This is a genomic window from Actinomyces sp. ICM39, from assembly GCF_000282935.1.
In the GTDB taxonomy this organism is placed as follows: domain Bacteria; phylum Actinomycetota; class Actinomycetes; order Actinomycetales; family Actinomycetaceae; genus Pauljensenia; species Pauljensenia odontolytica_B.
On record NZ_ALCB01000135.1, the window covers coordinates 1 to 12,922 of the forward strand.

General features: G+C 66.2%; 10 protein-coding genes and 1 tRNA gene. 6 read left to right on the plus strand and 5 right to left on the minus strand.

What is annotated here, in order from left to right; genetic code table 11:
- Positions 1-603: 603 nt before the first annotated feature.
- Positions 604-2,070: a flotillin family protein gene (locus HMPREF1137_RS08680; RefSeq protein WP_009054476.1), complete on the minus strand. Its 1,467-nt coding sequence runs from the start codon at positions 2,068-2,070 to the stop codon at positions 604-606.
- Positions 2,071-2,318: 248 nt separating this feature from the next.
- Here HMPREF1137_RS08680 and HMPREF1137_RS08685 point away from each other — a divergent pair, with 248 nt between their 5' ends.
- Together HMPREF1137_RS08685 and HMPREF1137_RS08690 are read left to right on the plus strand one after the other, a co-directional pair.
- Entirely contained in the window at positions 2,319-3,014 is a 696-nt protein-coding gene (locus tag HMPREF1137_RS08685; RefSeq protein WP_034497552.1) for a hypothetical protein, read from the plus strand.
- Positions 3,015-3,107: 93 nt separating this feature from the next.
- The gene (locus HMPREF1137_RS08690) at positions 3,108-4,313 is read left to right on the plus strand and encodes a hypothetical protein (protein WP_009054480.1); all 1,206 of its coding nucleotides are present in this window, start codon (positions 3,108-3,110) and stop codon (positions 4,311-4,313) included.
- Between the two features lie 143 nt (positions 4,314-4,456).
- On the opposite strand, the gene HMPREF1137_RS08695 is transcribed toward HMPREF1137_RS08690, so the two are convergent.
- From HMPREF1137_RS08695 to HMPREF1137_RS08705, 3 genes are all read right to left on the minus strand, one after another.
- Positions 4,457-5,200 (minus strand): glycerophosphoryl diester phosphodiesterase, encoded by a 744-nt coding sequence (locus HMPREF1137_RS08695; protein WP_009054490.1) that lies wholly within the window; start codon positions 5,198-5,200, stop codon positions 4,457-4,459.
- A 40-nt stretch (positions 5,201-5,240) separates the two neighbouring features.
- Complete coding sequence (locus HMPREF1137_RS08700) at positions 5,241-6,503, minus strand: DUF4032 domain-containing protein (RefSeq protein ID WP_009054486.1); 1,263 nt, start codon at positions 6,501-6,503, stop codon at positions 5,241-5,243.
- Between the two features lie 164 nt (positions 6,504-6,667).
- Entirely contained in the window at positions 6,668-7,798 is a 1,131-nt protein-coding gene (locus HMPREF1137_RS08705) for an ABC transporter ATP-binding protein (RefSeq protein ID WP_009054491.1), read from the minus strand.
- Positions 7,799-8,059: 261 nt separating this feature from the next.
- On the opposite strand from HMPREF1137_RS08705, the gene HMPREF1137_RS08710 reads away from it, so the two are divergent.
- The 3 genes from HMPREF1137_RS08710 to HMPREF1137_RS08720 all read left to right on the plus strand — a co-directional run bounded on the left by HMPREF1137_RS08710 (position 8,060) and on the right by HMPREF1137_RS08720 (position 11,264).
- Positions 8,060-9,982, plus strand: a complete 1,923-nt coding sequence (locus HMPREF1137_RS08710; RefSeq protein ID WP_009054482.1) for a protein kinase domain-containing protein — start codon at positions 8,060-8,062, stop codon at positions 9,980-9,982.
- Between the two features lie 60 nt (positions 9,983-10,042).
- On the plus strand, positions 10,043-10,975 hold the full coding sequence (locus HMPREF1137_RS08715) for a DsbA family protein (protein ID WP_009054478.1): 933 nt from the start codon (positions 10,043-10,045) through the stop codon (positions 10,973-10,975).
- Between the two features lie 213 nt (positions 10,976-11,188).
- Positions 11,189-11,264 (plus strand) — tRNA-Thr (locus HMPREF1137_RS08720).
- 69 nt (positions 11,265-11,333) lie between these two features.
- On the opposite strand, the gene HMPREF1137_RS08725 is transcribed toward HMPREF1137_RS08720, so the two are convergent.
- Positions 11,334-12,044 carry a uracil-DNA glycosylase gene (locus tag HMPREF1137_RS08725; protein ID WP_009054483.1) on the minus strand — a complete coding sequence of 237 codons (711 nt, stop codon included), beginning with the start codon at positions 12,042-12,044 and terminating at the stop codon, positions 11,334-11,336.
- Between the two features lie 134 nt (positions 12,045-12,178).
- Here HMPREF1137_RS08725 and HMPREF1137_RS08730 point away from each other — a divergent pair, with 134 nt between their 5' ends.
- On the plus strand, positions 12,179-12,715 hold the full coding sequence (locus HMPREF1137_RS08730) for a LytR C-terminal domain-containing protein (RefSeq protein WP_034497554.1): 537 nt from the start codon (positions 12,179-12,181) through the stop codon (positions 12,713-12,715).
- Positions 12,716-12,922 lie beyond the last annotated feature (207 nt).

Here is a 12,922-nt window from a genome sequence, read left to right on the forward strand (position 1 = left end):
GACCATGGGGGGATGCACTACACGAATCCTGCTGGCGGTGTGTCGTCGGCGTGTCGGACGCTCGTGTAGTGCAATTCCCCCGATTGGTGGCGATGAGGTCGCGGTCTGGAGCGTTGTTGCGGCAAAAGTGCAGACCCATTGGGTGAAAGGCACCCAAAAACGACGGTTTTGGCTGAATGGGTCTGCGCTTTGGCGGATTCATTGTCTGGCGTGTTGGTCGCACGCGAACCCGCTAGCTGGAGTGGGAACCCGTTATGTCGCACGTAATTCCCCAGCGACTACTTCAACATGTGAAATAGCGTCGTTGGAATTGCAACGTTTTCTAGGTATCTCAAAAAGTGACCGGATTAAATTACGTGCGACTTTTGTGGGGGTGGAGCGTCGACGGTGGGGTGCCAACGGCGGAGCGCCGACAGCAGGGAAGCTGGGCATAGCAGCGGGGCGGGACCCCGTAGGATCCCGCCCCGTATTACACGCGCTATGTATCGCGAGCGACCACTATCAATAGCTGCCCGCCTCACGTATGGAGGCTCCTCGCGCACTGTCGCGCTTCGCGCGGCCGCGGCGCAGGTGGCTACTGCCCGCGTTGAGCGTGAGCCTCGCTCACTCCTGCGCAGTCGTCGGAGAGGCGGCGTCGCGCACGCCCTCCGCAACCGCGTCGGAGATCGTCGGGGAGACGACCTTGGCGCCCACGAGGGCCGTGAACATCTGCTGAAGGTCCAGACCCAGCGAATCGCCCAGGCCCGCGTTGATCTGGCTGATCGACTTCGTAATGTCGCCGACCATCTGGGCGTTGTTGCCCTCGCCGTACATGGTGATCGTGTCGACCTTGGAGAGGGGCTCGGCCACGGCGCGCGCCACCTCGGGCAGCGCACGGAAGTACATTTCCAGCACGGCTGCCTGGTTCATCTTGGTCATGGCCTCGGCCTTCTTCTCGAGACCCTCGGCCTCGGCCGTCAGCTTCGCACCGATCGCGGAGGCCTCCGCGCGGCCTCGAGCCTCGATACCCTGCGCCTCGGCGAGCATGGCCTGCTTGTCGGCATCGGCTTTCTTGGTGCGCTCGAACGCCTCGGCCTCAGCCTGGCGCTGGCGCGCGTACAGGGCCGCGTCTGCCTTCTTCTCGGCGGCGTAGCGGTCGGCGTCGGCCTTCGCGTTCACCTCGGCCTGCAGGGCCTGCTTGGTGACGACGACTTCCTTCTCCTTGATGACGGCCTGCTGCTCCTGCTTGACGATGTCGGCCTGCGCAGTCTCGCGCTCGATGTCGCGGCGCTGAATCTGCGACTGGATCTCGTAGGCGGCGTCGGCCTTCGCCTTCTCGGTGTCGGCCTCGACCTTCAGAGCGGCCTGGCGCTTGGCGAGGTCCGTCTGCTTCTGGGCGATCTCCAGCTGGGAGGCGACCTGCGCGTCGTTCGCTTCCTTCTGGGCGACGGCGGTCGCCTGCGCGACCTCCTTCTGCGCGTTCGCCTTCGCGATGGCCGCAGTCTTACGGATCTGCTCCGTGTTGTCGATACCGAGGTTATCGATGACGCCGTTCTGGTCGGTCACGTTCTGGATGTTGAAGGCAACGATCTCAAGACCCATCTCCTCCAGGTCCTGCTTCGCGTTCTCCTGAACGCGCTCGGAGAACGCCGCACGGTCGGTGATGATGTCGGTCAGGCGCATCTGGCCGATGATCGCACGCAGGTGGCCCTCGAGGGTGTCGCGCACCTCCTCGGAAATCTCGGAGGTCGTCTTGTACAGGAAGTTTCGCGTCGCAGCGCGGAACAGCGTCGGGTCATCAGTCGCGATGCGGACCTTGACGGCGGCGTCGACACGCACGTTGATGTAGTCGTTAGTGGGGACGAAGTCCGTCGTCTGGGCGTCGACGGAAATCATCGAGGCCGTCATGGTGTCCACGCGCTCCAGGAGGGGGAACTTCCAACCCGTCTTGCCGTGGAGGACACGCTGACCGCGCGGGCCGGAGATGACCTTGATCTCGCCGGGCGACGCGGAGACAAAGCTCGCCCACAGGAACATAACGAAAAAGAGAATTGCTACGCCGGCAATGGCTGCGAGGAACAGAAGAGGCATGGTAGCTGCTTTCACGTGAGGGAGGCGGTCGCGTTGTGTGGAACCGCGTAACGGGTCAGGATAGCAGCGTATGACGCGGGACTCAAACCTGTCCGCGTGTAGACGCGAGAGGCCTGTGTGGGGATCGTCGACCCCCACCAGCCTCTTGAAACCGGCTGATTGTGCGCCGTATGATGGGGCAACTGCGCAATGGGTCGCAGCGTGGAACGCCCAACGACGGGGTTCGATAGCAGAGAGTCGGTGATGCCATGAAGAAAGTGCTGATGACCGTTCTCGCCGTCCTGTATGTGGCCCTCATGACCGGCTTCTTCTACATGCTCATGAGCGACGAGCATCATTTTCTTCCCGAAAAGCCCGTCCTCTACCTGTACCCGCAGGAGGAGCAACAACTGACGGTGACGCTCGATCTGGAGGGCAGCCTCGACACCGTGTATCCGGCCCCGGACAACCAACGCGCGACCGAACGAGGGACCCAGGCCTCGTGGACCGTGACGGCCACGCCCGACGGAACGCTCACGGACCAGGCGGGCCGCACCTACCCGTCGCTGTTCTGGGACGGGGCGATGACCCTTCCGGATCCCGACGCCGGGTTCGTGGTCTCCCGTGAGGACGCGGTGCCCTTCCTGGAGGATAAGCTCGCCCAGCTCGGGCTCACCGACCGCGAGGCTGCCGACTTCATTACCTATTGGGCTCCGCGGATGCGCGCCTACGAGTACACGTTCGTGTCCTTCGACGCGAGCGTCTACACGCAGCGGGCCTCCTACAGCTTCACGGACGAGGCCGGGGCGAGCGTCACGCCGGATACGTTCATTCGGGTGTTCATGACGATCCGCGAGGCCGATGCGAATACCGTCGTCCAACCGCAGACTTTCGCGCCTCCACCGACACGCACCGGCTTCACAGCCGTCGAGTGGGGCGGGGCGCAGCGACACAAAATCTCGTAACTGACCGCGCGGGCGAGCGAAATAGCGACCCACGCGACACAATGGAACCATAGAGTGGTGAGACGTCCTCACCACGGACAGGAAGGTAGCGACATGGCCCAGGAATGGACTCGCATTGAAGGCATGATCATCGGCCACGATCTGGATCCCAGCGTGGTCGCCGGCGAGCTGAAGGAGCGGTCGATCCTCGCCCAGCTCGAGTGGTTCCCCTCCTCGCCGCAGCTGCTCGGACTCAATGTCGCGGTCGATAAGGAGCGCGTCGCTACCGTGCCCGCCGGATCGACGGAGGTTGTTCCCGGCCCCACCCCCGCCGAACTGGCCGACGAACTCGCCATCCTGTTCGACGCCGAGGTGCGCATCGGTAACGCGACGGCCGACCACCTGCCCGAGGGAGACTCGCCGCTGGGTAAGGTATGGCCCTCCGATGAGGAGGAGGCTGCGGCCGTCGAGCCCACCCCGACCCGCATCGTCGAGATTGGTCGCACCCCCGCGTCGTCCGTGCCGCTCCTGGCAGCCCTCGAGGGCGTGGACCTGGGCGACCTTGAGCTCGCCGAGGGGCACCGCGCGCTTCTTGCTGAGCTCCCCGCCGAAAAGGAGGGCTGGAACTTCGGCGATCTGCCCCTCGTCACTCTCTCCGTGACGGACGGTGAATTCCAGGTCTTCCTGGTCACCGACGACCACCTCGAGCACATCATCTCCCACAACTGGGGCATGGACGCTGCGATCGTCCCCGGCGGACACGACCGCACCGCAGAGCTGCCCGGCGAGGTCATCGACCTGGTGGGCGATCGCCTCGATCTCCTCGAGATTGCCGAGGCCGTCCCCGGCTCCGACGCCGACGCCCTGTGGGCGTCCGTGGCCACGACCGGCGAGGAATCGGTGTGGAAGGTCGTGCGCGCCCTCGGCCTGCCCGGATCCGTCGCCGGCTTCCTCCTGGGCACCACCGACATTGAGGACGTCGAGGGGGCGTCCGTGCACCTGGCTCGCGGCATCTCCAACGCGATTGGACGCAGTGTCGACATCATGATGGGTCAGCCGCAGTCGGTCGTGAAGCCCCTGTGGAACTCCTACGAGTCCGTGGCTGTCGAGCGTCCGTGGATCATCCACGCCGCCGTCGCCGCCGAGGCCATCGTCGGTACCGGCATGCTGGTTGCCGCCGTGCGTGCCTCGTCGCCGCGCTCGGGTTGGATGCGCTTCGCGGGCATCGTGGGCGGCCTGATGGTCGTCGATTCGATTGCCGAGCTGTCGCTGGCCAAGCACGTCTCCAAGCGCTTCACACGCCGCGCAGGCGAGGCGTAAGGAGCCGTCCGTCGCATACGTATCAGGTAGCCGGGGTCGCGTGAGCGACCCCGGCTGCTTTGTCTGTCGATGCTGGCGCGGGCGCAGGCCGCGCGCGTATTCGTCAGCAATTCAGGGTGGTGGCGCACAAGCGCCCGCACCCGTCAGGCCTTCAGGGCCTCGGCGGGGAAGTCCTGCGGGCGATCCGTGAAGATGCCGGTGACGCCCCACGAGGCCAGCTCACGGGCCTGCTCGACGTCGTTGACGGTCCACACGTTGACCTCGAAGCCCGCGTCGCGCATCGCGCGCACGTCGGACTCGGCGAGGCCCTCAACGCCCGGGTGAATCGCTGTCGCACCTAGAGCGGCCGCGCCCTCGCGCCACTCCTCGGAGGCGCGCTCGATCAGCCAGCCGAGCGCAACCGTCGGGCAGGCCTCGTGGAAGGCCGCGAGGAGGTCGTGGTCGAAGGAAGAGACGATGAGTCGGGACGGAACCTTGTCTCCGGCGAGCGTGACGGCCAGGGCCTCGATCAGGCGCTCACGCAGGCGATCCCCGCCCGCGCAGGGCTTGATCTCCAGGTTCGCACCCATCTGCTGGGCGTACGCGAACGCGAGGGCATCCGCGGCCTCGGGAATGCGCTCGAAGCGGTACGTGTCGGAGAACCAGCGCCCCGCGTCGAGCCGGCGGATGTCCGCGAATCCAAGCTGGTAGTACGAGCCGGACCCCGTTGTCGTGCGGTCCAGGGTGTCGTCATGAATGACGATCAGCGAGCCGTCGCCCGTGATGTCCACGTCGAACTCGAACCAGCGCGCGCCGACCTCCATGGCCTTAGCGAACGCGGCGATCGTGTTCTCGGGAGCCAGGGAAGACGCGCCCCTGTGGGCGAAGATGCGAGGAAATTCAGACATAGGTGCTCCTAGCGTGAACGGGACGGGGCGTTGTGCCCCCTCACCATAGGTCGGGGTTCGCCTCGGCGTTGAGCATGGACGCGCGACCTGGGGCGGGCTCGATGAGGACGGCCTCGTCGCGCTTGGAGGGCAGGATAGTGTCCACGTACGAGGCCACGGCTTCTTCGCGCGGCACGTCGTGACCGGCCTGCTGGGCCATGTACCAGCGGTGCTCGAGATACTCGTGGTAGAGCTGCGCGGGCTCCAGCTTGCCCGCCAGCTCGCGCGGAATCGCACGTACGACGGGGGCGAACACGTCGGTGAGCCACTCGTGGGCGGCCTGCTCGAGGGGAAGGTCCTGGAAGCCGTTCGTCGCGCGCCACACGTCGATGTCGGCGAGGAGACGCGCCGCCTGGTGCTCGCCGACGTCCATGCCGGTCAGGCGCATGAACTTGCGGTTGTGGTGGCCGGCGTCGACCACCTTGGGCTGAATGACGAGGCGCTCGCCGGAGGAATCGGTGGCCATGTGCAGCTCGGCGACGTCGAAACCGAGGTCGTTGAGGCGGCGGATGCGCTCACTGACGAGGTACTGGCGCTGCTCGTTGGGAATGGACTCCTCGGCGGTGACTTCGTTCCACAGCAGGTCGTACTGGGTGCGGATGCGGTCGCCGACGTCGATGGGGTCGGCGTCTTCGGGGAAGAAACCGCCGGCCTGGAGGTCCATGAGTTCGCCGATGATGTTCGTGCGGGCCAGGTCGACGTCGTACTCGCGCTGGCCGGGAGTGAGCTTCGGGTGCAATTCGCCGGTTTCGGCGTCGACCAGGTAGGCGGCGAACTCGCCTGCGTCGCGGCGGAACAGCGTGTTCGACAGGGAGACGTCGCCCCAGTAGAAGCCCAGGAGGTGGAGGCGAACGAGGAGGAGGGCGAGCGCGTCGATGAGGCGCGTCGCGGTGTCCTCGCGCATCGACAGGGAGAACAGCGCGCGGTAGGGGAGGGAGAACTGCAGGTGCTCGGTGATGAGGGCCGCGTTGAGTTCTTCGCCCTCGGGGCTTTCGCGTCCCGTGATGACGGCGACCGGTTGGACGGACGGGGCGTCCAGCCGCTTCAGGTCACGCAGGCGGTCGTACTCGTGATGGGCGACGGTCGGACCGATCTCCTTGACCGCGAGCACGCGGCCAGACAGATTCACGAAGCGCACGACGTGGCGGGAAATGCCGCGGGGCAGTGCCGCGAGTAGGTTGGACGGCCACTCCTCGAGGGGAACATCCCACGGGAGGTCCAAAAGGGCGGGGTCAATTGCGGCCGCCGTAATGTCCAGAGCCATGTTCCCCATTGTCTCATCTCGAAGGCTGCGCGCATAGCCCCGACTCGGCATAGTCGCTAGTCGCGGCCAAGAACACATGCGGGCATAGCGAAACCCCGGCCTCGTCCAGGAGGTACGAGAGGACGAGACCGGGGCCGATTATCGCTGTGCGTGAGCGCTATGCGTCACTCGGGCAGGCGAACACCCGTTGCAGCGGAGAAGTTGTGCTGCTGACCCTCGCGGATGCGCACGTGCAGGACGCCGCCGCGCGCGGGGGCAGTACGCGGGGGAACGCGCACGATCAGCTGCTTGCCGGTGCCCTCGGAGCCGGAGCCCAGGGTCTCGCCCTCGGCGGCGCCGGCCAGGTGGCCGTACACGTAGGCGTCCGAGCCGAGCTCCTCGACGAAGTCGACCTCGACGGGAATGGAGCCGTCGGAGCCGTCTGCAACGACGTCCAGGCCCTCGGGACGGAAGCCGATCTTGATCTTTCCGCCGTCCTCAGCGGTCATCGCGGCGCGGGCGGCCTCGGAGACGCGCACGCGCGCGGGGCCGAGCTTGGCCCACTCGCCCTCGACCGTGAAGGTGCCCAGGTTCATGGCGGGGGAGCCGATGAAGCCAGCGACGAACTCGTTGGCGGGACGCTCGTACATCTCCTGCGGGGTGCCGCACTGCTGGAGGAGGCCGCCGGCGAGGACCGCGATGCGGTCGCCCATCGTCAGAGCCTCGGTCTGGTCGTGGGTGACGTACACGGTGGTGACGCCGAGCTCACGCTGCAGGGAGGCGATCTGAGTACGGGTCTGGACACGCAGCTTCGCGTCCAGGTTCGACAGAGGCTCGTCCATGAGGAACACCTGGGGCTTACGGACAATCGCGCGGCCCATGGCGACACGCTGACGCTGGCCACCGGACAGGGCCTTGGGCTTGCGGTCCAGGTAGGGCTCCAGGTCGAGGATCTTAGCGGCCTCTTCGACGCGCTTGTTGATCTCTTCCTTCGGGGTGCCGGCGATCTTCAGGGCGAAGCCCATGTTCTCGCGCACCGACATGTGGGGGTAGAGAGCGTAGTTCTGGAAGACCATCGCGATGTCGCGGTTCTTCGGCGGAACGTCCGTGACGTCCTTGTCGCCGATGAGGATGCGGCCGGAGTTCACGTCCTCGAGGCCGGCGAGCATGCGCAGCGAGGTCGACTTGCCACAGCCGGAGGGGCCGACGAGAACGAGGAATTCGCCGTCCTTGATCTCGAGGTCGAGCTGGTCGACGGCGGGCTTGTCAGAACCCGGGTAGACGCGGGTGGCCTTGTCAAAGGTAACGGTTGCCATGGATTTTTCCTTCCCACCGGCAGGTACGTGCCGGACGATCCGTCGTGGGGTGACCGTGGAGCGTCTTCGCCCACGGAGTGCGAACGCGGATCGTTCCGCGCGCGCGACTAATAGCGAAGTTAGCACGCTCGCTCGCGGGTGTACAGTTCGGGCCACATGATGGATTGACAGTGCGTGTTCGCCCATCTCATTTGGGGACGAGGCCGGGGCCGCCCCGCGCGGGTGGCCGCAGATGGGAGAGGGGCCAGGTAGGCTGAGGGCGTGGAAGAAGGCGAGGAACTGGGCGGCTACAGGCTGATCCGTCGGCTCGGTACGGGCGGGGCGGGGACGGTCTGGCTCGCCGAAGACGGGGGCGGCACGCGTGTCGCCCTCAAAGCCATGCATCCGGCGATGGCCGCCTCGGAGGAGTCGCGTCAGCGCCTGGAACGAGAGACGCGCACGGTGAACTCCGTGCGCTCACCCTTCGTCGCGCACATCGTCGATGCGGAAACCGAGGCCTCCCAGCCTTTCGTTGTCTCGGAGTACGTGGAGGGACCCACGCTCGCGGAAATCCTCGTCTCCGGGCCGGTTCCTCTGCGCGGCGTCGCTGCTCTGTCCTATCACCTGGCCTCCACGATCGCGGCCGTTCATCACGCGAACGTCATCCACCGCGACATCAAGCCTTCCAACATCATCTGTTCGCCGCGCGGCCCGGTCCTCATCGACTTCGGTATCGCGATGGCGACCTCCGATCAGCACCTGACGAGCACCGGCCTCGTGTCGGGGACGGCCGGGTACACCGCGCCCGAACTGCTCCAGGGCCGCGGTGCCACGAAGGAGTCTGACTGGTGGGCGTGGTGCGCCACACTCCTGTCCTGTGCCACCGGGCGCCCGCCGTTCGGCAAGGGCGACGTGTCGGCCACGATGCTGCGTGTCCTCGAAGGGGACCCCGACCTCGCCGGACTGCACCCCATGGTCGCCGACGCGCTCGCGGGGGGACTCGCCCCCGATCCGGACGATCGACCGTCGCCTTCCCTGATTGTTGCCGATCTCATGAGCGCCGTCGGGTGGGCTCCCGGCGAGCTTGATTACGTGACCGTGAACTGGGCGCAGCTGCTCGACACGGGCATGCGCACGCAGATGGTGAACTCGGACCCCCAGGAGATCGCCGCGCCTCCCGAGTGGGAGGATGCGGGGCAGCGCCCGGACGCCTCCGGTGCGCGTGCCGTCTCCTATCCGCAGCATCCGCGCCGCGACGCCTCGGAGTTCACCGCGGCCAACGACCATACCGACGTGGTGGACACCGCGTCCGTTGCACAGGGGTATGGCGACTGGTCCGACGACACCGGGGAAGTTGTCTGGCACGACGACGCCACCGACGTCTGGCAGAGCGTCGACGACTCGGATCCCACCGAGGTCATGGCCCCCTACGCTCAGCCTCAGTACCCGGGTCCGCAGGGCGCGTATGATCCCGGTTTTGCCCCCGGATACGGACAGCAGCCCTATCCGCAGGCCGGTGTTGCGGGTGTACCGTTGGGGGCGGGTCCCCAGTGGAACCCCAACCCGGCGATGGGGATGGGCGCCGGTTCGGCGGAGGGGGCCTCGTCCACGGTGAAGGGGACGTGGATCTCGGGCGGTGCGCTGATGGCCCTCCTGGCCTCCCTGCCCTTCCTTTTCGGACTCACCGGATCCATGATCGTGGGGATCGCGCTCACTGCTTTCGGCCTGATCGGTGCTATGTCGCGCTGGCTGTCGCGTCGTCGGATTCTGCGAGGAGCAAAGGCTAGCGACACTGCGGCCGTCATCGCCATGTCGCCGATCCTGCTGGTGCGCTCGATCCTGTCGACGGCGCTCGGCCTCGTCGTCGGGGGCCTCGTTCCGTACGGGATCTGGGCCTTCGTGTCCTACTCGCGCGAGGGGCGCGTCCTGTGGTCATGGCCTGCCAATGTCGTCGCGTCCACCGGTGTTGATCGCACGGACTATTGGCTGAGCGACCCGCGTGGGACGATCGTCGTGTGGGCACTCGCCGCGCTCATGATGCTGACTGCCTGGCTCATGCCGTTTGCTGCCGATCTGAGGGTTGGCGTGTCCACAACGCTGCGCACGATCGTGCGTCCTGCCTGGGGGCGCGGGCTCCTCGCGGTAGGCTGTGGTGCGTTCCTTGCGGGTGCGTGGTTCATCGTCACAGGTGGGCTGCCGCACTAAGCGCGGCCACGCCGCGCCCGATATTCTTGCAACATTCAACTACTTTCGGAAGGTGAGTCCATGGCTCAGAAGAAGAAGCCGGCCGTCGACCCCGTGCGCGCCAAAGCCGCGCAGATGCGCCAGGCACAGGAGCGCGCTGACCGCCGCACTCGCATCATCGTCATTTCCGCCGTCGCCGCGATCGTCCTCGCGGTCGTCGCAGCCGTCGGCGGTGTGATCTGGAAGCAGCAGGCGCAGGTCAACGCCGCGCGCAACGTCGATGCCTCCGAGGTCCTCGGCCCATACGCTGACGGTCGCCCGATCATCGTCAACGCAAACGGCGTCGTCGCCGAGGCGGATCCGAATCTGCCCACCCTCACCGAATACTTCGACTACACCTGTCACGCGTGCGCCGACCTTGACGCATACATGGGCAAGGACCTCACCACCTGGGCCGCCGAAGGTCACTACAACATTGAGCTCCAGCCGGTCATCACGGTCAACATGGACTACCTGAAGCCCGCGGCCAGCGCATCGCTCGTCGTCGCGCAGAAGGCACCCGACAAGTGGGTGGACTTCCACCACGCACTGCTCGCCTACTTCCGCACCCAGTTCCAGGCCTCCAACGGCACCGTCGTCCAGAACCTCGACGCCTCCTGGAAGCAGGTCAAGGTGATCGCCGCCGAGGTGGGTGTTCCCTCCGATGTTATCGATACCTTCCCGGTCAACGCCGTCGAGGACTACCTCAAGGCATCGACCACCGCCTGGCAGAACGCCGGATACAACGGTCGTAACGGCAGCCTCGGCACCCCCGAGCTGGTCAAGGATCGCTCCACGGTGATCCCGCTCGGCACTCAGCTGGCCGCACTGCGCGAGACCATCGCGCAGGAATACGGCATTACTGATTCCGCGTCCCAGGGTGCCACCGAGACCCCGGCCCCCGAGGCCACCGAGCCCTCCCAGAGCGGCACTGACGAAGCCCAGAGCTCGGAGACAACCAACAGCTCCAACTGAGCCTTCGATCAGTGGGGGGTGGGACCGCCAAGCGGTCCCACCCCCCACTTCTTTGGCGCGAACGTCAAATCCCTGCGGCTCGTTGGAAGTCCTTGAGGCGCGCGCCAGTTATCCACACTGCGCAATTGGGAATCGCGTTGCTGCGCGCTCATTGACCCCGATCCGGCCCGCCCGCGCGCACGAGCCCCCACCTGTGGCACACTAGTGTCCGCCGCCGGCTTAGCTCAGTTGGTAGAGCAGCTGTCTTGTAAACAGCAGGTCATCGGTTCGAGTCCGATAGCCGGCTCCATGGAGTCCCTCACCGCGGCACCGCAGCCGCAGCCCACCTCGCCCGTTCGGGTGAGGTACCCCGGCCTCGTCAATGAGAAGTGCCCAGCGACCAATCCACGCCCGTCGCGCCCTGCGCCTCCAGTAGCTGATTCGCGCGCGAAAATGGCTTCGACCCGAAAAAGCCGCGATACGCGGACAGTGGCGACGGGTGCACGGACGCAATAATCGGAGTATTGCCGAGACTGGGCGTGAGCGACTGAGCGTCCTTCCCCCACAGAATCGCCACGAGGGGGAACCGCGATCCATCCGGCCTTGTCCGGGACACCAGTGCGTCAATCGCGCACTGGGTCACCTCCTCCCAGCCGCGGCCTCGATGCGACGCGGGAGCACCCGGGCGCACCGTCAACACACGGTTGAGGAGGCACACGCCCTGCTCGCTCCACGGCGTCAGGTCCCCCGACGTCGGAGCGGGAATACCCATGTCCTCGCTCAGTTCACGGAAAATATTGATGAGCGACTTTGGCAAAGCAACGCCCGGGTGCACCGAAAACGACAACCCCATGGCGTGCCCCGGGGTCGGATACGGATCCTGCCCAACGATCAGGACCTTGACCTTGTCGAACGGGTACGTGAAGGCACGGAGAACATCCGTGCCCGCGGGCAGGTAACCGCGCCCCTCCTCGACCTCAGTGGCCAACATCGCGCCCAACTCGTGGACGCGCTCCTCAACCGGTGCGAGCGCTCGAGCCCACCCCGGATCAATCAACTCAGCCAGCGGACGGGGATTGTAATCACTCATAGCACCAGCCTAATGCCGCACAAGCCACGCCACATTACCCGCGCGCCACCCGCGCCCCACTCCCTCTTTTCCGATAGTCTGAACGCGTGAGTTCTCAGTACCCCAGGGATGAATTTGACCGCGCCGGCGAAGATATGCCCGTCGGCATGCACCGCCCCAAGCCGTCCAGGTGGAAGAACGTGTGGCCCTTCCTGGCCATCCTCGTGATCGTTCCCGCCCTCGGATGGGCAGCGGCGACCGCCCTGTCGCGCCAACAGACCACGACACCTAGCTCGACGCCCACGGCGGTGTCTACGGCGCCCAGCTCCTCCGCGAGCCCCAACACCGCGCCCACGGCCGACGCCACCGCGTCCGCTGACCCGACTCCCTCCGCGAGTTCCTCGTCTTCCTCGGCCTCCGCCGAGCCTGACCACGGAGCTGTCATCCAGGTCCTCAACGGCACCGGCACCCAGGGATACGCGGGTCAGCAGGCACAGATCCTAAACCAGGCCGGCTATGCGGGAACCAGCGCCGCAAATGCTGACGGATGGACCACCCAGACCTCCACTGTCTTCTACGAAGACCCGCGCATGGAAGGAACCGCCAAGGACATTGCTTCAAAGCTTGGCATTTCGAGCGTCCGTCAGGAAAGCGGTCTCGGTGATCCGGACATCGTCGTGATCCTGCGCTGACCCTCTCTCGCTGATTGTCTGAGCCGCCCGGCCCCTGTGGGGCTGGGCGGTTTTCGGTTGCGAGCTTACGGAACCGACGCCCACCGGCCCGGCCCCCTGTGGGGCTGGGCGGTTTTGTTGTGCCTAAGTGGCGTGTTGCGCCGCTGGTGTTCCGGGCGCCGAGTGGTGTGTTGTTGGGCCGGGCTGCTTGGTGTGCCGGTGGGCGGC

What these genes read in the sequence shown, in the direction of transcription:
- HMPREF1137_RS08685 (WP_034497552.1), top strand. Translation starts at nt 2,319, where the DNA reads ATGAAGAAAGTGCTGATGACCGTTCTCGCCGTCCTGTATGTGGCCCTC.
- HMPREF1137_RS08715 (WP_009054478.1), top strand. Translation starts at nt 10,043, where the DNA reads ATGGCTCAGAAGAAGAAGCCGGCCGTCGACCCCGTGCGCGCCAAAGCC.
- HMPREF1137_RS08705 (WP_009054491.1), bottom strand. Translation starts at nt 7,798, where the DNA reads ATGGCAACCGTTACCTTTGACAAGGCCACCCGCGTCTACCCGGGTTCT.
- HMPREF1137_RS08725 (WP_009054483.1), bottom strand. Translation starts at nt 12,044, where the DNA reads ATGAGTGATTACAATCCCCGTCCGCTGGCTGAGTTGATTGATCCGGGG.
- HMPREF1137_RS08690 (WP_009054480.1), top strand. Translation starts at nt 3,108, where the DNA reads ATGGCCCAGGAATGGACTCGCATTGAAGGCATGATCATCGGCCACGAT.
- HMPREF1137_RS08730 (WP_034497554.1), top strand. Translation starts at nt 12,179, where the DNA reads ATGCCCGTCGGCATGCACCGCCCCAAGCCGTCCAGGTGGAAGAACGTG.
- HMPREF1137_RS08695 (WP_009054490.1), bottom strand. Translation starts at nt 5,200, where the DNA reads ATGTCTGAATTTCCTCGCATCTTCGCCCACAGGGGCGCGTCTTCCCTG.
- HMPREF1137_RS08700 (WP_009054486.1), bottom strand. Translation starts at nt 6,503, where the DNA reads ATGGCTCTGGACATTACGGCGGCCGCAATTGACCCCGCCCTTTTGGAC.
- HMPREF1137_RS08680 (WP_009054476.1), bottom strand. Translation starts at nt 2,070, where the DNA reads ATGCCTCTTCTGTTCCTCGCAGCCATTGCCGGCGTAGCAATTCTCTTT.